A 19,242-nucleotide genomic window follows, 5' to 3' on the forward strand; every position below is an offset into this window, starting at 1 on the left:
TCAATCGGTGGGGCGCACCAACGTGGTGACGCCTGCCCCGCCGGAGCCGGAGTTCGTGCGCGGGAGAACCGGGACGGTGGTGCCGGGGTTGTCCTGCTTCTCCAAGGTGTTCGGGTCGGGGGTCGACGGCAGGGTGGTGCCGAGCAGAGGGCCCAGGATTCGGGGTAGGTCCGCGGGGAAGGGGATTTGGGGTAGGCCCGTGTCGGGGCGCAGGGGTGGCTGGTTGGCCGTGGTGGTGGGGGCGGGTGGGGTGGTGCCGCCGTTCTGGTTCGCCGGGGTGCTGGCGCCCGTGGTGGGGGCGGTGCTGGGGACCGTGGTGGGGACGACCTGTTGGGAATTGCCCGTGGTGGTGGGGGAGTAGTTGGTGTCGCGGGGTTCGGGGACCAGTTCCTTGACGCCGTAGCCGACGATCAGGCCGACCACCACGATGGCGCCCGCGAGGGTGCCCGCCAGTTTGGTGAAGGTGCCGACGGGGGCGTCCGAGCCCAGGCTGATGACCGGGAAGGCGGCCGTGGAGGTGGCGGAATCCGCGACCAGGGCAGCGCCTTTGGCAATGGCGGCCTCGGGTTCGGGGAGGGGACGTCGAGGCGGTTCTCCAGATTGGCGATGACCGCGGGGCTGTTGGCGCCGCCGCCGATGACCGCGCCCGCTTCGGGGAACTTGGGCGCTCGGGCGAAGACGCCGCGGGCGAATACCGCAAGCTCGCGCAGCAGGTCCGAGATGAGCTCCTCGAAGTCCACCCGGGTCAGTTTGAGCGGTTGTCCGGCCACGTGGTCGATGGTCACCGCCGGTGCGATGGACAGGTGCTCCTTGGCGGCGCGGCTGCGGTTGAGCAGCATGCCGCGATTGGGTCTGGTGCCGCGGCGGGCCAGGTGGCAGTCCAGCAGGTGCTGCAGGATGAGCTCGTCGACGGCATTGCCGCTGATGGCCGTGGTCCGTTCGGAGCGCAGCACGGTGTCGTCGGCGTGATCGGCCACCGTGACGGTGGTGCCGGTGGCGCCCAGATCGATGACGGAGACCGTTTCGTAGCGGTCCAGCAAACCGGTGTCGCGCAGGAAGGCCAGGGCCGCCGTGGCCTCCGGAATGAGCCGCACATCGCGGCGTTGCCTGCCGATGGCCGAGCGGATGATCTGAGCCTGCTCACGGTCGCGGTAGGCGACCGCGATATCGCCGGGCGGGGTGGGGTCGGAATCGCCGTTGCCATTGGTCGACGCGGCCGGATGGGAGCCGACGGGGTGCACGATGTCGCGGGGGATCTGGGTGGTCATCAACTCGATCGAGGACGCCACCAGATCGCCGAGATCTGAGTGGGCCGTATCCGCGGTGACGACGCGGTAGTCGAAGTTCTGGGCGCCATTGGGCGCGGTGGCGACCGTCGCCGAGCACACCACCTCGCTCCCGGCGGAGATGCCGAGGGATGTTCGCATGTTCACCTCCCTTCGAGCGGATGGTCCTGCTGTAACCGACCATCTCGAACGGACTGCGGGATCGCCGTGTTGTCGACGAACGGTCCCGAGCTACGGATCCGGCCGGGCCCCCGTCCGATGGGGCGTCGGGACCAGCCAACGATCACTTGCGGTATTGCTCTCGTCTCAGCGCTGTGCGGGCAGGCCGCGCAGTGGGGTGAAGCACTCTGTAACTTTCGACGGCGTTCGTGACGGGCTTGATGTCGAGCTGCCACGCGGCCGTCGTCAATGGTGTCACAATCCGTTATCCGAACGTTATAGATTTTCTTTTTTCTTTGGAAGCCCTCAGATTCCCCGCCCGTTCCCTCAGCGAGTCGCGCTGCCTGGACGTATGCCCGGAAACCGCGGCCGCCGTAGCAGACCCTCCCCTTGAGCGCTGGCACTCCCCTGTATAGAGTGCTAGTTGGCACTGGTTGTTGTGCTCAGGTGCCAGCTATGACTACTGAGCAGGGGTCCCGGCACCCGCGACGACGGGGCTATGCGCAGGGTCAGCATGACCGAAACCGTGAGTCCGGGGAACAGCCCCGGGCGCGAAGATCCCCTGAAAGTGGAGGGCTCAACGTGGCGAGCGTGAACATCAAGCCGCTCGAGGACAAGATCCTCGTCCAGGCCAACGAGGCCGAGACGACGACCGCCTCCGGCCTGGTCATCCCCGACACGGCGAAGGAGAAGCCCCAGGAGGGCACCGTCATCGCCGTCGGCCCCGGCCGCTGGGACGATGAGGGCGAGAAGCGGATTCCGCTGGACGTCAAGGAAGGCGACGTCGTCATCTACAGCAAGTACGGCGGCACCGAGATCAAGTACGACGGCTCGGAGTACCTGATCCTGTCGGCTCGCGACCTGCTGGCTGTCGTCACCAAGTAAGCGAACGCCCAACTCTCCGGGGCCTCTCAGGGGCTTCACCCCTGAACCCCCGGCCCTCCGCCCCGGTGTCGCTCTTCGTGACCCGGGGCGGACTGCGTTCTCTTTCAACTCATTCGGGGGTTCGGGGGTGAAACCCTCGAATCACTTCCCACCCACAGGAGTAGGCAACCAATGGCAAAGCAGATCGAGTTCGACGAGAAGGCTCGCCGGGCTATGGAACGCGGCGTCGACAAGCTGGCCGACGCCGTCAAGGTCACCCTGGGCCCGCGCGGTCGGCACGTGGTGCTGGCCAAGGCCTTCGGCGGCCCGACCGTCACCAATGACGGCGTGACCATCGCCCGCGACATCGATCTCGAGGACCCGTTCGAGAACCTGGGCGCGCAGCTGGTCAAGAGCGTCGCCACCAAGACCAACGACGTCGCGGGCGACGGCACCACCACCGCCACCGTGCTGGCGCAGGCGCTCATCAAGGGCGGCCTGAAGAACATTGCCGCGGGCGCGAACCCGATGACCCTGGGCAAGGGCATGGACAAGGCCGCCCAGGCCGTCTCCGCCGCGCTCATCGCCGCCGCGACCCCCGTCAACGGGGAGAAGTCCATCGCGCAGGTCGCCACCGTGTCCTCGCGCGACGAGGAGATCGGCGATCTGGTGGGCAAGGCGCTCACCACCGTCGGCAAGGACGGCGTGGTCACCATCGAGGAGTCCTCCTCGCTGCAGACCGAGCTGGCCATCACCGAGGGCGTGCAGTTCGACAAGGGCTACCTGTCCCCGTACTTCGCCACCGATCCGGAGACCCAGCAGGCCGTGCTGGAGGATGCCTGGATCCTGTTGAACCGCGAGAAGATCAGCTCGCTGCCCGACCTGCTGCCGCTGCTGGAGCAGATCGCGCAGTCCGGCAAGCCGGTTCTGATCATCGCCGAGGACATCGAGGGCGAGGCGCTGTCCACCCTGGTGGTCAATGCGATTCGCAAGACCCTCAAGGCCGTTGCCGTGAAGGCCCCCTTCTTCGGTGATCGCCGCAAGGCGTTCCTGGACGATCTGGCCATCGTCACCGGCGGCACCGTGGTGAACCCGGATCTGGGCATCACCCTGCGCGAGGCCGGTCTGGAGGTGCTGGGCAAGGCCCGTCGCGTGGTGGTCACCAAGGACGAGACCACCATCGTCGAGGGCGCGGGCACCCAGGAGTCCGTGGACGGCCGGGTCGCCCAGCTGCGCAAGGAGATCGAGAACACCGACTCCGACTGGGACCGCGAGAAGCTGGAAGAGCGTCTGGCCAAGCTGGCCGGTGGCGTGGCCGTCATCAAGGTCGGCGCGGCCACCGAGACCGAGCTCAAGGAGCGCAAGTACCGCGTCGAGGACGCGGTGAGCTCCGCCAAGGCCGCGGTCGCCGAGGGCATCGTCCCCGGCGGCGGCACGGCGCTGGTGCAGGCCGCGGCCAAGCTGGTCGAGCTGCGCGCGTCGCTGTCCGGCGACGAGGCGGTCGGCGTCGAGGTCGTGCGCCAGGCCCTGCTGGCCCCGCTGTACTGGATCGCCACCAATGCCGGTCACGACGGCGCGGTCGTGGTCGCCAAGGTCACCGAGGGCAAGGAGGGCTTCAATGCCGCCACCCTGACCTACGGCGATCTCGTCACCGAGGGCGTCATCGACCCGGTCAAGGTGACCCGCAGCGCGGTCGAGAACGCCATCTCCGTGGCCCGCATGGTGCTCACCACCGAGAGCGCCATCGTGGAGAAGCCGGCCGAGGAGCCGGAGGCCGCCGGTCACCACGGCCACGCGCACTGATTCATCGCTGAATCACCAAGGCCCCCGAACACATTTCGTGTTCGGGGGCCTTGTCGTTGTCGGGAGTGTTGCGGCGTGTCGTTCGCAATCCTTGCAATTGGTACGTAACCAACTGGGCGGGCGCCCTGAATTGCGGAGCTGCGAAAAGGCCTTCAGTCGTGGCGGACCGGATGGCTGCTGCGCCCGTTTCCGGGATGCAGGGCCGGTCGGTGGATCGGGGTTGCCGGCGCCGGGTCGGTGGCAATGGCGGCGAGAAGGCGCTCACGTAAGGCGGGCGGCGGCTCGGTGGCCGACACGGCCGCCGCGGCGGCGAGCGCATCTCGGGTTTGCTGCACTTCCTGGGTGAAGTCCGCGCGCAGTACCGGATCGTCGGTATCCAGTAGTTCCGCCACTGCGCGCTGATCCTCGTCGCCGATCGATCCGAGCGCGACAGTGTGCGCGAGATCGATCTGGCTTTCGTTCATCTCACGTCACTCCCAAACTTTTCTTGAGTCGTGTCAGTCCATCCCGTATACGGGACTTAACGGTAGGTAACCCTACGCCCAGATATGCCACTACCTCGGCATATGTCCGTCCACCGAAATAGGCGAGGGAGATGGCCTCCCGCTGCGTCTCCGTGAGTGTCGCCAGGCCCGCCAGCACCGCCTGCTGTTCCAGACGCCGCCCGACTTCTTCGGTCACCTCATCGAATTCGTTACCGAGCGTGCTGGTTCCGTAGGCGACCTCACGCAGCGCGTGTGCCTGTTCGGCTCGCACGCGATCGACCGCGCGTCTATGGGCAAGCGTCATCAACCAGGTCACCGCCGACCCCTTGGCGGGATCGAAATTGGCTGCGGTGCGCCAGATCTGGAGGTAGACCTCCTGGGTGGTCTCCTCCGCGTAGCCGGGATCGTGTAGCACGCGTAGGACCAGGCCGAAGACCCGCGCGCTGGTGCGGTCGTACAGCTCGGCGAAGGCCTGCTGATCCGACTGCCCGCAGCGTTCGAGAAGTGCGGCGAGTTCGAGACTTTCGGCTGCGCGTGCCGTCACCGCAGAGTCAGGTGTCCCCACCTGCCCGTCCCTCGAACTCTGGAACGAGTTGCCCTCTGCGGCCGGCGGCCGCGTTGTCACAACGCTCCGTTCTGTGTCATCGGCCACGAGGGTAGCCTGCCGCTCTTACCTCCTTTCGGTGGGGGTATCGGTAAAGCGATTGTCGCGCAGTGGATTTCCGATTTGTACGGACTCGCCGTTTTGTGCCCTTTTGGGGACACGCCGAGACACGCCGGGGCCTTGCGAGGTCTTGCCATGCCGCAATCGACCCCCGCCGGAGCAGTGGCCGGTTGTTTGCTAGGCATTCGGCGCGCCGCGCCGCGCGGATGGGAAAAATCTTGCGCTTAAACCGCTGTGGTCTGCGCTTACGGTCATCGTGCGCCCCGCCCGCACCGTTGGTGTGCAGCAGTCACAGACGAGCCGGATCAGGCCACCACGCGACGGCGGTTGCGGCGAGCGTGCATCTCGCGCTCGGTCTCCGACATGCCGCCCCAGATTCCGTAGGGCTCGCTCACCTTCAGGGCGTGCGAACGGCACTGCAGCAGCACCGGGCACTGGCGGCAGATCTCCTTGGCGCGCATCTCGCGCTGGGACCGGGCGCGGCCGCGTTCGCCGTCCGGGTGGAAGAAGACTGACGAGTCCTGACCGCGGCAGGACCCGCGCATCTGCCAATCCCAGACGTCGGCGTTCGGACCAGGGAGGTGGGTCGGCATGGGCATGGTGAACTCCTCATGGTGCGAGCTCGTCGGCATTGTCGAGCGGTGCTGGTGGCAAACAGTGGGCCGCATCGCCGGTGCGTGGCGATCACACTTCGCCGGCCCCGCAATTTCGAGCGGCGCCGATGACGGCGATGTCGTACGTTAGGTCGGACAACGAAATCGAGTCAATAGCTTCGTTCCCACGGATTCAAATTCCAGCGTATTTGAGAATTTACATCCTCTCTATTTACAACTCGGCCCATCTCTGGGGATACTGATCGGTTGCCCAGTCGCTCGCGAGTGCTCTGATAGCCCATCCGACTTGTCAAACCCGCTGGTAGTAGCTGATTTTCAGTCGCGAATGCGAGCAATCCGAGCTATGTACGAGTAGCGATGTGAGTGATCTCAGGCATTGCGCTAGTGTCGGTGAGTACGGTAGAGATGGCCTACTCGAGGCGCACAGGTTAATAGCGCGAAACGCCATACGAATTCCTAACGCACGTGCTAAGGGGTAGCGAGGACAGATTTACGGAGTGGAAACACAATTACGACCGTGAATGCTGAAAGGTAGCTGTACTCCTGTGCTATGGCGGATGCCGCCGGTCCGGTCCGGGCCGGGCTGGTTACAGTGCGGCGGTGCCTGTGCTCGAAGTGAACTCCGCGCTCGCCGATACCGCCTTCGGCCCCACTCCGGGCCGCGCTGCCATCGGGTTGCCGGTAGCCGCGGACGCCGCCGAATCCTGGCTGCGCGCCGTCGCGCTCGGGGGCGTCGGGCACTACGCCGCCGCCCATGCCGAACTGCACCGCGTCCACCGCCGCACGACCGATCCCGTCCTGCGCTCGCTCGCGCACAGCACCGCCGGTTCGCTACTGCGCCAACTGGGCTGGCACGCGCGCGCCGCCGTCGCCGACGGCCGCGCCGCCGCCCTCGTCCTGCCCACCGCCGCGACCGCGGCGCCCCGCCCCGCCGCCCCCGCGTCGGAAGCCGCTCGCATCGAAGCGGTTTGCGATGCGTTGACCGGACTGGCCGCCGATGCGCTCGGCACCGCCCGTCCCGCACTCGCCGCCCGGCTGCTCGGCCGTTGCCGCCATCTCCTGGAATCTCCGGCGATCGCCGCCGAGGGTGCTTGGCGGCAGCGGATCCGCCTGCACTGGGTGTCTGCCGAAACGGCGTTGGCGGCCCCTGGCGCCGGTTTGATCACCCCGCCCGGACAGGACGGCACGATTCCGCTGCTGTCCGATCCGGCCGTGGCCCATGCCGAGGCGGCATGGGCCTTGGCCGAGCGGACGCCGTCCGTTCGGCATCGAGTTAAGTCTCAGCTACTTGTCGCCGCCGCCTCCGCGGCCGCCGGAGACTTCGACCGCGCCCGCGCCCTGGCGGAAAAAACCGCCTCGGATTGTCGGGATTTCGAGCTGCTTCCCCTGCGCTGGGCGTGTGCCATGCTGCGCTCCGGTGTGGACCCGGCCGGGGGACACGCCGCCGAGGCCGCCCATTGCGCGGATTTGCTGGGCACTCGTGGCGGGCGATTCCGTTCGGCGGATTAGCTTCTCGTGTCACCGTAGAGTCCCCCCGTAACAGCTGGCGCGGATGCGACAGCCGCTATTGTTGGGACCGTTCCGCCCCTCCGCGGAAGCACGCGCCCTCTCGCCGCCGTGCCACTCGTAACGCCAGGAACAGCTCTGACGATGAACAACACGGGTGAGGAGTTGGACCCAGCCGTCGTCGCTGCCGCAGCGCAGGGCGACCGGTCTGCTCTCTCCCAGGTACTGGAGAGCATCCGCCCACTGGTGGTGCGGTATTGCCGTGCGCGAATCGGATCTGCCGAGCGGGGCCAGCTCTCTGCGGACGACGTCGCGCAGGAGGTATGTCTGGCCGTCATGACAGCCCTCCCTCGATACCAGGACCAGGGCCGACCGTTCATGGCGTTCGTGTACGGCATCGCTTCCCACAAAGTCGCCGACGCTCATCGCAATGCCGCCCGTAACAAAGCGGATGCCATGGCCGAAGTACCGGACGTCATATCCACCGACCAGGGGCCGGAACAGCGGGCTCTCGAAAGCGAAACCAGCCGCCAGATGAACAGTCTGCTGGCGACATTGCCGGAAAAGCATCGAGAGATCCTCATCCTGCGCTTGGTCATGGGTTTGTCAGCCGAAGAAACCGCAGTCGCCGTGGGCAGTACGGCGGGTGCTATACGAGTCGCCCAGCACAGGGCACTCGCGAAACTCAAGTCTCAAGTGGCGAGGGCAGGTGAAATGTATGGCTAGGGTTGGCGAGCGCGGTCGGGGCGACTGGAAGCGGCTTGGATCGCAGAACAGCGGTCCCTACGCCGAGGCGTCCGGTGAAACCGGGCCGGTGGACATTGCGGCGGTACGCCGTGATGACGCGCTGATCGATGCCATAGCCGGCGATGGTCCCGTGCAGACGGGCACCGCCGAGGAATATCAGCTCGCGGCTCTGCTCGCGGACTGGCGCGCGGAGATCTTGGCCGAGCCGATGCCGGCCGGCCCGGACCTGGACACCATCGTCGCAGCGGTCAATCAGGAAGTCGGAGCGCGGCAGGCGCGCAGCGGTGCGCGGGCCAGCGGGCGACTACGGCTGCTGCGCCCCATTGCCGGTGCTGCGGCGGCCCTGGCCCTCGTATTCGGCGGCCTGACCGCCTTCTCCTACAGCGCCGAACCCGGTGATCCACTGTGGCGGGTCAGGGAGGTCGTGTTCAGCGAACAGGCTCAGACCACGGTGGTGCAGCGTGCCGATGCCGATATGGCCCAGGCGCAGCAGCTGATTCAGCAGGGCAAGCCGGAGCAGGCAGCGCAACTGCTGGAGAGCGCGTCGGTGAGCGCTGGTCAGGTCAACGACACCGGTAAGAAGGACAATCTGCTGGAGCGCTGGCAGCAGCTGGTGACCCAGTTGCAGCAGGTGGCGCCCGAGGTGGCCGCGACGCTGGTGCCGACCACCACGGACAAGCCGGATACCACCCAGCCGCAGGTGACCACCAAGCCGGATGTCACGACCGGTCCCACGACCGAGCCGAACACCGGTGGCGGCAGCAGCGACACCACCACGGTCGATCCGCGGATTCTGCAGACGCCGGGTCCGGGGACCGAGAACCCGACCACCGGCGGTCCGACCACCGGGCCGGGCACGCCCGATACCCAGCCGACCACCGAACCGGGTGTCGAACCGTCCACGGCTCCGACCAATGGCGGTGGCCAGGTCACGACCACCACGGCGGCACTGCCGCAGCCGGGCGTTCCCGGCGGCACGGTGCCCCCGGGTGGCGGTCAGATCACCGAGCAGACGCTGGAGCAGCCGACGCTGCCCGTGGTGCCGACGCAGCAGAACACGGTGCCGAACGGCGGCGCGGTGGTGCCGACGCTACCGATTCCCGGAGGCGCGCGGTGATCCGGCAGACGGACGCGTGACTCGACAGCCGGCCCAGGGTCGGCTTTTTCGATGAACAAATGGGCCTGCATCCCCGGGGATGCAGGCCCATTGTCATGAGATCAGACGTCGAACCCGTCGAATCCGTCGCCGTGCAATGCCTCGTTCATCGAGGCATCGGCGTACCCACGACAGTAATCCCAGGTGACATACGCCTCGGGAGTCGGATCGTAGGCGGGCTCGTGCGGGCGCACCGTGCCGTCCACCAATAGCTGGAGGAGGTTGGCGCGCAACATATCCCAATCGTGGTAGTGATCCTGTCGGCAGTCCTCGCAGCTGACCACCAGACCGCGGATACCGCGGTGGGCCAGCAACGCCTCGTACACCGCGAGGTCGGCGAGATCCTCCTCGACCGCTAGGCGCTCGTGAGGATCCAGCGGTTCGCCCGGCTCGATGGCATCGAGCGCGGCCGACGGGTCGGAGGGATCTCCGGCGAATGGATCCGGCGGCAAGCCAGGTGGTAGATGGTCACGCACAGTCCCACGGTACGCAGAAAGAGGGGTTCTGCGCCAGCGCTGATGAGTATTTGCCCCTACTTCGCTGTGTCGTTTTCGGTGCGACTGTGGTCCGGCCGGTGACCAGGGACACTCGTGTCGCTGAAGCCGTGTCGCGTGCCACTCGTGATGCGGCGCACAGTAACTGTTCCAGGGGGATACGGGTGGGCCGGACATGGGTGCCATCCGGAATTGGGGGACCGATACCATGGTTGACCAAAGGCCGGGTAGCAATTGCCGGCATTGCCATTTCATCCATGTGTCCGCCGGTGCAGGTCCGGGGGACGCTGCCTAGCTCCAGGAGGGGTCGATCCGATGAGCAGTCCCGTGACGGGCGAACGAAACCCGGGCCGCCCCCATACGGGTGGAGACGATCCGAACAAGATCGCCATGCTCGGCCTCACCTTCGACGATGTGTTGCTGTTGCCCGCCGCCTCGGATCTGATCCCGAGCTCGGTCGACACCTCCAGCCGTCTGACTCGCGAGATCTCGCTGCGCACGCCGCTGGTGAGCTCCGCCATGGATACCGTCACCGAGGCGCGCATGGCCATCGCCATGGCGCGTGCGGGCGGTATGGGTGTGCTGCACCGCAATCTGTCGGTCGCCGACCAGGCCGCGCAGGCCGAGACCGTCAAGCGTTCCGAGGCGGGCATGGTGACCGATCCGGTGACCTGTCTGCCGTCGGCCACGCTGGCCGAGGTCGACGCCATGTGCGCGCGCTACCGCATCTCCGGTCTGCCGGTGGTCGACGAGACCGGCACGCTGGTGGGCATCATCACCAATCGCGATATGCGCTTCGAGGTGGATCAGAACCGCAAGGTCGCCGAGGTCATGACCAAGGCGCCGCTGATCACCGCCCAGGAGGGCGTCACCGCCGAGGCCGCGCTGGGCCTGCTGCGCCGCCACAAGGTGGAGAAGCTGCCCATCGTGGACGGCAACGGCAAACTGCGCGGGCTCATCACGGTCAAGGACTTCGTCAAGACCGAGCAGTACCCGAACGCCACCAAGGACCGTGACGGGCGACTGCTCGTCGGCGCGGCCGTCGGAGTGGGCGAGGACGCGTGGGTGCGCGCCATGACCCTGGCCGATGTGGGCGTGGACGTCCTGGTCGTGGATACCGCGCACGGACATCAGGCCGGTGTGCTGCAGATGGTTTCGAAGGTCAAGGCCGAGGTCGGCGACAGAGTGCAGATCATCGGCGGCAATGTCGCGACCCGCGCCGGTGCGGCCGCACTGGTCGAGGCGGGCGTGGACGCGGTGAAGGTGGGCGTGGGCCCCGGCTCCATCTGTACCACCCGCGTGGTCGCCGGTGTCGGCGCGCCGCAGATCACCGCCATCCTCGAGGCCAATGCGGCGTGCGCGCCGCTAGGTGTTCCGGTCATCGCCGACGGCGGCGTGCAGTACTCCGGCGATATCGCCAAGGCCATCGCGGCGGGCGCCTCCACCGTCATGCTCGGCTCGCTGCTGGCGGGCACCGCCGAATCCCCGGGTGAGCTGATCCTGGTGGGCGGCAAGCAGTTCAAGTCCTACCGCGGTATGGGCTCGCTGGGCGCCATGCAGGGTCGCGGCGAGGCCAAGTCCTACTCCAAGGACCGCTATTTCCAGGACGATGTGCTCTCGGAGAAGAAGCTGGTGCCCGAGGGCATCGAGGGCCGGGTGCCGTTCCGTGGTCCGCTGGATCAGGTGATCCACCAGTTGGTGGGCGGTTTGCGCGCGGCCATGGGTTACACCGGGTCGCAGAACATTCCGCATCTGCAGGCGGCGCAGTTCGTGCAGATCACGGCGGCGGGTCTCAAGGAGTCGCACCCGCACGACATCACCATGACCGTCGAGGCTCCCAACTACACCACCCGTTCGTAACCGCTCCGAGCCGGATCGCCCCCTGGGCGCGATCCGGCCTGCGCGGCAATCGAACCCAGAAAGGAACGGAATCAATGCGGGACATGGTCGAGATCGGCATGGGCCGGACCGCCAGGCGCACCTACGAATTGGACGATATCGATATCGTGCCGTCGCGGCGGACGCGGTCGTCCAAGCAGGTGTCGCTGGGCTGGCAGCTGGACGCCTACCGTTTCGAGATTCCGTTCCTGGCTCATCCCACCGATGCGCTGGTCTCGCCGCAGTTCGCCATCGAACTGGGCAAGGCCGGTGGCCTGGGTGTCATCAATGGTGAGGGGCTGTGGGCCCGGCACGCCGATGTCGAGTCCAAGATCCAGCAGCTGACCGAGGTCGCGGAGAAGGAAGGCACCGAGGCGGCGGTCGCGCTGCTGCAGGAGCTGCACGCCGCGCCCATGCAGGCCGATCTGCTGGCCGCCGCGGTCGGGCAGGTGCGCGCCGCCGGGGTCACCACCGCGGTGCGGGTCAGCCCGCAGAACGCCCGCGCGCTCGCCCCGAGCCTGGTGCAGGCCGGTATCGACCTGTTGGTGGTGCACGGCACCATCATCTCCGCCGAGCATGTGGGCGACGGCGAGCCGCTGAACCTCAAGACCTTCATCGCGGAGCTGGATGTGCCGGTGGTGGCGGGCGGCGTGTCCGATCACCGCACCGCGCTGCACCTCATGCGCACCGGCGCGGCCGGTGTCATCGTCGGCTACGGCTCGCTGCAGGGCGCCACCACCACCGGTGAGGTGCTCGGCATCGGCGTGCCCATGGCGACCGCCATTGCCGATGCCGCCGCCGCGCGCCGGGACTACCTGGACGAGACCGGTGGCCGGTACGTGCACGTCATAGCCGACGGCGACATCCTGACCTCCGGCCATATCGCCAAGGCCATTGCCTGCGGCGCGGACGCGGTCATGCTGGGCGTGCCGCTCACCCTCGCCGCCGAAGCGCCCGGCCAGGGCTGGTACTGGCCCTCGGCCGCCGCCCATCCGTCGGTGCCGCGCGGCGCGGTGCTGCCCTACGGCATCGACGAGGAGCGCGTCCCGCTGGAGCAGGTCCTCAACGGCCCCTCCAACGATCCGTTCGGCTCGCTGAATCTGGTTGGCGGACTGCGCCGCTCGATGGCCAAGACCGGCTACTGCGATCTGAAGGAGTTCCAGAAGGTCGGACTGAACATCCGCGCCTGAGCGCCGTCTCGCACTTCGCGCCCTCCTCCGGATCGGAGGAGGGCGCGAAGTCGTCTCCGGGGGCTCACCGTTCGGGGCGGAGGGGGAGATCTCCTGTCCGGACCGGGAGTTCGCCGGTGCGGAATCTGGGCGATGTGCTCAGGGCGCGGGAAACCGCGGGCTCGCGCAGGAATTCGCGGATAGCGGTATTGACGGCGACCGGGTGGGTCATATTGGCGGTTTGGCGGGCGCCGTCGATTTCCAGATAGCGCGAGTCGGGCAGGCGGTCGGCGAGTTCGCGGGCGTGGGAGCGGGGGACGCCGGAGCGGGTCGGGTGGATCACCAAAGCGGGGCAGGTGATTTCGGGTAGTCGATCGAGGATGGAGTCGCGGGTCAGCAGGGCCACGGCGGCGACCTCGGTGGCGCGCGGATCCCGGGCCAGCCAGCGCTTCACCCAGAAGGCGCGATACCAGTCGTCCGCGCCGAAGAGCCAGTGCGCCAGGTGTTCGGCCAGGGCCGGACGGGGGCCTTCCTCGTACCACTTGTCCAGGAAGCGGCGGGCATTGGAGAGTTCGGTGGGGGTGGGCTCGCGCGCCTCGGTGCTGATGAGGACAAGGGCCGCAATGCGTTCCGGGGCGAGCAGCGCGGTGCGCAGGGCAATGAACCCGCCCTGCGAAATCCCGCCCGCCACGGCGCGTTCCACGCCCAGCTGATCCAGTACCGCCAGCGCGTCCCGGGCACAGGTCCAGAAGGTGAAGGGCAGCCCCTTGTCCCGGGTCCTGCCGTGGCCGCGCGCATCCCAGGCCAGCAGCCGGAACTCGGGGGTCAGTGCGGCCAGCTGCGACGCGAACATTGTTCGGTCCATGAGGAATTCGTGCCCCAGCAGCACTACCGGACCGTCGCCCCCGCTGTCCTCGTAATGGACTTCGGCATCGATCGCACGGGCGAATGGCACGAAATAGAGGATAGCCAGCACCGGTGACAATCCGAGCGGCTTTGCCACCCACCGCACAGAGTGTGTCGGTTCCGCCTCTCTGTTCCGCCTCTCCGAGACTTCAGCGCATGGCTGGGGTGCCGTTGGCTGTCGCGCACGCGTGCCGTCGGTTGGGTGCCGAACCGATTTCGGGGGTCCCCGGGGAGTTACCCGGCCCTTGCGAAATCAGTTGTCACCTTCGTAGAACCCATGGTGGGCAGGCCACCCGCCCGAGGTCATTGTGTTCCGCGTCGCTCACTAGACTGTGCGGGTGGCAGAAACCCAGCGACCAGTCATTGTCGTCGACTTCGGGGCGCAGTATGCGCAGTTGATCGCGCGCCGGGTGCGCGAGGCCAGCGTCTACTCCGAGGTGGTGCCGCATACGGCCACCGTGGAGGAGATCAAGGAGAAGAATCCGCTCGCGGTGATCCTCTCCGGCGGCCCGTCCAGCGTGTACGCCGACGGCGCACCGCAACTGGATCCGCGGCTGTTCGATCTGGAGCTGCCGGTCTTCGGCATCTGCTATGGCTTCCAGGCCATGGCGCAGGCGCTCGGCGGCACCGTGGCGCACACCGGAACCCGTGAATACGGGCGCACCGAACTGAGCATCGACGGCGGCATCCTGCACGGCGGCCTGCCCACCCGGCAGCCGGTGTGGATGAGCCACGGCGACGCCGTCACCGACGCACCCGCTGGCTTCGAGGTGACCGGCACCTCCGCCGGTGCGCCGGTCGCGGCCTTCGAGGATCGGGCCCGCAAGCTCGCCGGTGTGCAGTACCACCCGGAGGTGCTGCACTCGCCGCACGGTCAGCAGGTGCTGAGCCGGTTCCTGCACGAGATGGCCGGGATTCCGCCGGTGTGGACGGCGTCCAATATCGCCGAGGCGCTCATCGCGCAGGTGCGCGAGCAGGTCGGGGACGGGCACGCCATCTGCGGTCTGTCCGGCGGCGTCGACTCGGCCGTGGCCGCCGCGCTGGTGCAGCGGGCCATCGGCGACAAGCTGACCTGTGTGTTCGTCGATCACGGGCTGTTGCGCGCGGGTGAGCGCGAGCAGGTGCAGCGCGACTTCGTCGCCGCGACCGGGGCCAAGCTGGTGACCGTGGACGCGGTGGACAAGTTCCTGGGTGAGCTGAAGGGCGTCACCGATCCGGAGGAGAAGCGCAAGATCATCGGCCGGGAGTTCATCCGGTCGTTCGAGGACGCGGTCGCCGAGGTCGTGGGTGAACAGGGTGAGACCAAGGTCGAATACCTGGTGCAGGGCACGCTGTACCCGGACGTGGTCGAGTCCGGCGGTGGTGCGGGTACCACGAATATCAAGAGCCACCACAATGTCGGCGGTCTGCCCGACGATCTGGAGTTCTCGCTCGTCGAGCCGCTGCGCCTGCTGTTCAAGGACGAGGTGCGCGCGGTCGGCCGCGAACTGGGTCTGCCCGAGGAAATCGTTGCGCGCCAGCCGTTCCCGGGTCCGGGTCTGGCCATCCGCATTGTCGGCGAGGTGACCGCCGATCGGCTCGATACGCTGCGCCAGGCCGATGCCATCGCGCGCGAGGAGCTCACCGCCGCGGGTCTGGACAAGCAGATCTGGCAGTGCCCGGTGGTGCTGCTGGCCGATGTGCGCAGTGTCGGCGTGCAGGGTGACGGGCGCACCTACGGGCATCCCATCGTGTTGCGGCCGGTGTCCTCCGAGGACGCCATGACCGCGGACTGGACCCGTCTGCCCTACGAGGTGCTGGAGCGCATCTCGACGCGGATCACCAATGAGGTGGCCGAGGTCAATCGCGTGGTGCTCGATGTGACGAGCAAGCCGCCGGGGACCATCGAATGGGAGTGAGCGCGCGAGCGTGACGAAGGGCCCTCGATCCGAATCGGATCGAGGGCCCTTCTCTTCTGTGGCCGGAGATCATTCCCGGTGATCTCCGGCCGGTCCGCGCGCTCCCGGCCACTACTCCTTGTGTTTGCGCGGGGACAGCACCAGGACGATTCCGACAATGATGGAGGCGACGACCACGATCCAGCCGAAGGACAGTCCGCCCGATACCGGCCAGGACGGTCCGATGAAGGCCCAGACGTTCACGGCCAGGCCGAGCAGGCCCGCGAGCAACAGGGAGAAGGACGGTCGGCGAGTCTTCTTGTCAGCCACGGTTCACCTCGGCGGATCCCATCTGGACATTGACGGTCAGGTTGAGGACGGGGCCGGTGGCGGGACCGGACATTCCGTTCACGCAGTTCGAATCACCCATGCGCACAGTGCAGGTGGTGTTCACGCGCAGGTTCTCCGGCAGCAGCACCCGGGCATCGCCCATGCGCACGGTCAACTCCACCGAGCGATCGGCGTCCAGTGTCAGATTGCGCAGATCGAGCGTGCCGGAGCCCATGGTCATGTGGTAGGCGGGTAGCAGTTCCGCGCCGGTGGCCGCCTGCCAGGACTGATCGCCCATGGCGCCGCGATCGAATTCGATCGGGCCGATGAGGGAGGACAGGATCACGAAACCGGCCAGCGGGGCCAGGATCACCATGAGGCCGTAACCGCGGCGCAGGAAGGCGCCGATGATGAGGCCGAGCCCGACCACCGCCAGGGCGGCCGCGCCGATCCGGCCCGGCGTCATCCAGTCCACGCCGGAGGCGGCCGCCGAACCCGCCGCCGCGGCGGCCAGCAGGGCGAAGCCGATGATCACCGGCGTGAAGCGGGAGCGCGGGCGGCGCGTGGGCGCCGGTACCGGATGCTGCGAGGTGGCCGGGGCGGGTTCGGGCAGGTCCCACGCCATCGGGGCGACACCCAGCGGATCCCAGCCCGGCGGGGTCGGACCGAACTCCGGGGATATCGGGGCCGGGCCATAGGCGGCGTACGGGCGTTCGCCGGTGGGTGGAATGCGGTGCAAGACAGGGGGTTTATCGCTCAGCGGGGTGAGATCCCGAGGGGCCGCGAGCTGCTCGGTCTCGGCATCCGGCGATTCGGGGTCGTCCGGCTCGGATGCGGTGGCGGCGGCCGGAGCGGCGGACCCGGCCTTGACGAGTGAGGTGGCGGCGGCCGGGACATCCTCGCCCGCACCGGATTCCGAATCCTGCGCGACCGGCTCCTTGCGGAGCACTGCCGTCGCGGTATCGGAATCGCCAATGGATGGTGGAGTATCGGGTTTCTGCAGCACGACGGTCTCCTGTACATCGCTGTCGGCAGCCGCCGTCTCGTTCGCGCTCGGCGGCACAGGCGGAACGCTCTGCTGCGCAAGCACTTCGGTCGGAGCCTCGGCGGTGCGCCGCGATTCCGGGTCCGGCTCGTAGTGATCCGGCAGCTTGGTGTACGGACCGTAGGTTTCGAACGGCGCGGTGGTGCCCGGATATCCGGTCCAGTAAGGCGAATTGGCGATCGGGTAACCCGTGACGAGCGGGTCACCCGCATAGCCGAGATATCCGGCGGGCGGCTGCGGCTGCCGCTGATGCAGCAGCCACCATCCGGCCAGCATGAGCAGCATGCTGATGGCTCCGGACCCACCGAGCCCGACCCCGACCGGTCCCATCGTGCTCACGGCGATCCCCAACGCCACCATGAGCACGATGGTCTTCGACGAGTGCTGCGAACTCTGCCCCTTGCCGAAGAGGGACTCCGCGGCTGAAGTCCGATCCCCCTCCTGACTCAACAGCAGCCACGCCAGCAGATAGAGCACGATCCCGGCCCCGCCGAACAGCGCCGACACCACGAACGCGACCCGCACCAGCACCGGATCCACGTCGTACCGGCGCCCGAACCCGGCGGCCACCCCCGCGATCGGACCCTGATGCGGCAACCGCACCGGCCGAGTCCGCCACATGTCATGAACCTGGTCCGCGAACCTGGCACGCCCGGTGCCCGTGGACCCGTCGCTCGTTCTCGTCATGACCTCCATCGTGGCGGCGCACACTCCCCGGCCGCATCGGGGATCACCCTGAATCGGCACCTGAAGTTGGCGGGCGCGAGATCAGTTGCAGGGCGGATCGAAGGGGAACTGCGGGAGGTAGCGCCGCCACAGTTCTTCGGTCCACATGTTCCCGGTGACGGCGCAGATGCGGTCTGCGGCATGCTGTTCATCCCAGTCCCACAAGCGAATTGCGCCCGCGACACTGGCTCCGGCCGCGAACCGGCCGCTGGGATGGAAGGCCAGGCTCCAGGACCCGTCGGGTTCGATCAACGGGCCGTTGATCGGTCGCGGCGCGGCCGAGTCCGAGAAATCCCAGCGCTGCACGGCCCCGTCCAGATCCGATGTCAACACGGTTCGACTGTCGGGGGCGAACCGAAATGTCACGATCCGCCGCGTGTTCATCGCGATCGGATCGCCGAGCGCGATCGGTTCGGCCGGATCGCTGATATCCCAGCTCTGCACCATCTCACCGTCGATGACGGCCATGGTCCGGTGATCGGGGGAGAATTCCGCCCGCCCCGGCACGCCGATCCCCGGTGCACGCAGCAGTTCGGCCACCTTGCGCGGGCGGTTCGGGATGGTCAGTTCCCACCGGCTGACGATGAGTGTTGGTTCGCGTCCAGTGTCGTAGCTCCATTCCTGTGTGAAGAGCGTCCGGCTGTCGGAGCCGAAACTCTGCTCCGCCATCGTTGTTCCGAGCTTCGCCTCGATATCGATCGGTACCGGACGGGACGGATCCGAAAAATCCCAGAGCCGAAGACTGCCGTCGAATGCGCGACCGACGAGCAATCGCCAGTCCGGGCTGACCCGCACCCCTAGACTGACCGGAAGCGACCATTCGGCGAACTGGCGAATACGCGCGGGATCGGATAAATCTAATATCCGGCCGACGACTTCGGTGCGATGGGTCGCAATGAACATTAGGTAGCGCCCGTCCGGTGACAGCGCCGAGCCGTAATGATATGGCGGCAGCTGAAACTCACCGCCACGCCGAGGCGCCAGCGGATCGCGGAGGTCCCATACTGTGATCCGCCCGTCCGCGGATTGAGTCACCAGACGCTCACCCGTGGCATCGAACAGGGGCGCCGCCACGTCCCCGGCGTGTCCGTTGAGTATCGACGGCGGCAGTGACCAGGTTCGAATCTCACCTCCGCCTCCGGCGGCCAGCAGCGTGCGGTCGTCCGAGGTGAATACCGCGGTGTGGGAAAGGCCCGCGCAGGGATATTCGGATCTACCGTCGCGACACGTCGACGAGCTGACCGACAACTCGTTCGTGACAAGTGTCGGAAACTCAGGCTCGGCGATGTTCCACAGAGAGATGCCTTCGCTACCGGCAATCGCCAGTACCCGCCCGCTCGGGCTGAATGTCAGCGAGTTCGCTTCGAGCGAGCCGGTGTCGAGCGATGCGCCGAGTTTGCGCGGAGCCGCGGGCGCGGTGACGTCCCAGAGGTTGACGACCGCTCTGTCGTTATTGATTTTCCTTGTCGCGTCCGACAGGGTGGCGGCGAGTGTTCTGCCGTCGGGGCTGAAAGCCAGATCGGTCACCACGCC

General features: G+C 67.5%; 18 protein-coding genes. 8 read left to right on the forward strand and 10 right to left on the reverse strand.

Translation table 11 applies throughout. The features are described 5' to 3' along the window. On the reverse strand, nt 1-426 hold the full coding sequence (locus NC4_RS40590) for a hypothetical protein (RefSeq protein WP_067543949.1): 426 nt from the start codon (nt 424-426) through the stop codon (nt 1-3). Continuing rightward, complete coding sequence (locus tag NC4_RS27485; RefSeq protein WP_067543951.1) at nt 411-1,427, reverse strand: Hsp70 family protein; 1,017 nt, start codon at nt 1,425-1,427, stop codon at nt 411-413. The genes NC4_RS40590 and NC4_RS27485 overlap by 16 nt, the downstream gene beginning before the upstream one ends. 600 nt (nt 1,428-2,027) lie before the next feature. Between NC4_RS27485 and groES the strand changes: the two genes are divergently transcribed. After that, a complete protein-coding gene (gene groES / locus NC4_RS27490; RefSeq protein ID WP_067543953.1) occupies nt 2,028-2,330 on the forward strand; it encodes a co-chaperone GroES in 303 nt (100 codons plus the stop codon). Nucleotides 2,331-2,501: 171 nt separating this feature from the next. Further along, the gene (gene groL, locus NC4_RS27495; protein WP_067543955.1) at nt 2,502-4,112 is read left to right on the forward strand and encodes a chaperonin GroEL; all 1,611 of its coding nucleotides are present in this window, start codon (nt 2,502-2,504) and stop codon (nt 4,110-4,112) included. A gap of 152 nt (nt 4,113-4,264) precedes the next feature. Here groL and NC4_RS27500 read toward each other — a convergent pair whose 3' ends face one another. The 3 genes from NC4_RS27500 to NC4_RS27510 form a co-directional block, all read right to left on the reverse strand. Beyond that, nucleotides 4,265-4,576, reverse strand: a complete 312-nt coding sequence (locus NC4_RS27500; protein WP_245721958.1) for an RskA family anti-sigma factor — start codon at nt 4,574-4,576, stop codon at nt 4,265-4,267. 1 nt (nt 4,577) lies between these two features. Continuing rightward, nucleotides 4,578-5,162 (reverse strand): sigma-70 family RNA polymerase sigma factor, encoded by a 585-nt coding sequence (locus NC4_RS27505; protein WP_067544209.1) that lies wholly within the window; start codon nt 5,160-5,162, stop codon nt 4,578-4,580. A gap of 404 nt (nt 5,163-5,566) precedes the next feature. Further along, the gene (locus tag NC4_RS27510) at nt 5,567-5,860 is read right to left on the reverse strand and encodes a WhiB family transcriptional regulator (protein ID WP_067544211.1); all 294 of its coding nucleotides are present in this window, start codon (nt 5,858-5,860) and stop codon (nt 5,567-5,569) included. Nucleotides 5,861-6,475: 615 nt separating this feature from the next. On the opposite strand from NC4_RS27510, the gene NC4_RS27515 reads away from it, so the two are divergent. From NC4_RS27515 to NC4_RS27525, 3 genes are all read left to right on the forward strand, one after another. After that, the gene (locus NC4_RS27515) at nt 6,476-7,384 is read left to right on the forward strand and encodes a hypothetical protein (RefSeq protein WP_067543957.1); all 909 of its coding nucleotides are present in this window, start codon (nt 6,476-6,478) and stop codon (nt 7,382-7,384) included. 141 nt (nt 7,385-7,525) lie between these two features. Further along, complete coding sequence (locus NC4_RS27520; RefSeq protein ID WP_067543959.1) at nt 7,526-8,107, forward strand: sigma-70 family RNA polymerase sigma factor; 582 nt, start codon at nt 7,526-7,528, stop codon at nt 8,105-8,107. Further along, entirely contained in the window at nt 8,100-9,245 is a 1,146-nt protein-coding gene (locus NC4_RS27525) for an anti-sigma-D factor RsdA (RefSeq protein WP_067543961.1), read from the forward strand. The genes NC4_RS27520 and NC4_RS27525 overlap by 8 nt, the downstream gene beginning before the upstream one ends. Before the next feature lie 101 nt (nt 9,246-9,346). Here NC4_RS27525 and NC4_RS27530 read toward each other — a convergent pair whose 3' ends face one another. Beyond that, complete coding sequence (locus tag NC4_RS27530) at nt 9,347-9,760, reverse strand: DUF5319 domain-containing protein (protein ID WP_029923780.1); 414 nt, start codon at nt 9,758-9,760, stop codon at nt 9,347-9,349. 408 nt (nt 9,761-10,168) lie between these two features. Between NC4_RS27530 and guaB the strand changes: the two genes are divergently transcribed. Together guaB and NC4_RS27540 are read left to right on the forward strand one after the other, a co-directional pair. Continuing rightward, nucleotides 10,169-11,638, forward strand: coding sequence for an IMP dehydrogenase (gene guaB / locus NC4_RS27535; protein ID WP_067543962.1), 1,470 nt, complete (start codon nt 10,169-10,171; stop codon nt 11,636-11,638). Between the two features lie 74 nt (nt 11,639-11,712). Beyond that, a complete protein-coding gene (locus NC4_RS27540; protein ID WP_067543964.1) occupies nt 11,713-12,846 on the forward strand; it encodes a GuaB3 family IMP dehydrogenase-related protein in 1,134 nt (377 codons plus the stop codon). Between the two features lie 64 nt (nt 12,847-12,910). Here NC4_RS27540 and NC4_RS27545 read toward each other — a convergent pair whose 3' ends face one another. Next, nucleotides 12,911-13,780, reverse strand: coding sequence for an alpha/beta fold hydrolase (locus NC4_RS27545; RefSeq protein ID WP_067544214.1), 870 nt, complete (start codon nt 13,778-13,780; stop codon nt 12,911-12,913). Between the two features lie 289 nt (nt 13,781-14,069). Between NC4_RS27545 and guaA the strand changes: the two genes are divergently transcribed. After that, nucleotides 14,070-15,629 carry a glutamine-hydrolyzing GMP synthase gene (guaA, locus tag NC4_RS27550; RefSeq protein WP_067543966.1) on the forward strand — a complete coding sequence of 520 codons (1,560 nt, stop codon included), beginning with the start codon at nt 14,070-14,072 and terminating at the stop codon, nt 15,627-15,629. A 111-nt stretch (nt 15,630-15,740) separates the two neighbouring features. Here the strand turns inward: guaA and NC4_RS27555 are convergent, their stop codons facing one another. From NC4_RS27555 to NC4_RS41175, 3 genes are all read right to left on the reverse strand, one after another. Further along, the gene (locus NC4_RS27555; RefSeq protein WP_067543968.1) at nt 15,741-15,938 is read right to left on the reverse strand and encodes a hypothetical protein; all 198 of its coding nucleotides are present in this window, start codon (nt 15,936-15,938) and stop codon (nt 15,741-15,743) included. Continuing rightward, a complete protein-coding gene (locus NC4_RS27560; protein ID WP_157555258.1) occupies nt 15,931-17,670 on the reverse strand; it encodes a PspC domain-containing protein in 1,740 nt (579 codons plus the stop codon). Before NC4_RS27560 ends, NC4_RS27555 begins: the two co-directional genes overlap by 8 nt. Nucleotides 17,671-17,751: 81 nt before the next feature. Further along, complete coding sequence (locus NC4_RS41175; protein ID WP_169814882.1) at nt 17,752-19,239, reverse strand: WD40 repeat domain-containing protein; 1,488 nt, start codon at nt 19,237-19,239, stop codon at nt 17,752-17,754. Nucleotides 19,240-19,242: the final 3 nt, after the last annotated feature.

The organism is Nocardia crassostreae, from assembly GCF_001613405.1.
In the GTDB taxonomy this organism is placed as follows: Bacteria; Actinomycetota; Actinomycetes; order Mycobacteriales; family Mycobacteriaceae; genus Nocardia; species Nocardia crassostreae.

Excerpts from the sequence above, each read along its gene's own strand:
- NC4_RS27525 (WP_067543961.1), top strand. The coding sequence starts at position 8,100 with ATGGCTAGGGTTGGCGAGCGCGGTCGGGGCGACTGGAAGCGGCTTGGA.
- NC4_RS27540 (WP_067543964.1), top strand. The coding sequence starts at position 11,713 with ATGCGGGACATGGTCGAGATCGGCATGGGCCGGACCGCCAGGCGCACC.
- NC4_RS27485 (WP_067543951.1), bottom strand. The coding sequence starts at position 1,427 with ATGCGAACATCCCTCGGCATCTCCGCCGGGAGCGAGGTGGTGTGCTCG.
- guaB (WP_067543962.1), top strand. The coding sequence starts at position 10,169 with ATGCTCGGCCTCACCTTCGACGATGTGTTGCTGTTGCCCGCCGCCTCG.
- NC4_RS27560 (WP_157555258.1), bottom strand. The coding sequence starts at position 17,670 with ATGACGAGAACGAGCGACGGGTCCACGGGCACCGGGCGTGCCAGGTTC.
- NC4_RS27500 (WP_245721958.1), bottom strand. The coding sequence starts at position 4,576 with ATGAACGAAAGCCAGATCGATCTCGCGCACACTGTCGCGCTCGGATCG.
- NC4_RS27510 (WP_067544211.1), bottom strand. The coding sequence starts at position 5,860 with ATGCCCATGCCGACCCACCTCCCTGGTCCGAACGCCGACGTCTGGGAT.
- NC4_RS27520 (WP_067543959.1), top strand. The coding sequence starts at position 7,526 with ATGAACAACACGGGTGAGGAGTTGGACCCAGCCGTCGTCGCTGCCGCA.
- groL (WP_067543955.1), top strand. The coding sequence starts at position 2,502 with ATGGCAAAGCAGATCGAGTTCGACGAGAAGGCTCGCCGGGCTATGGAA.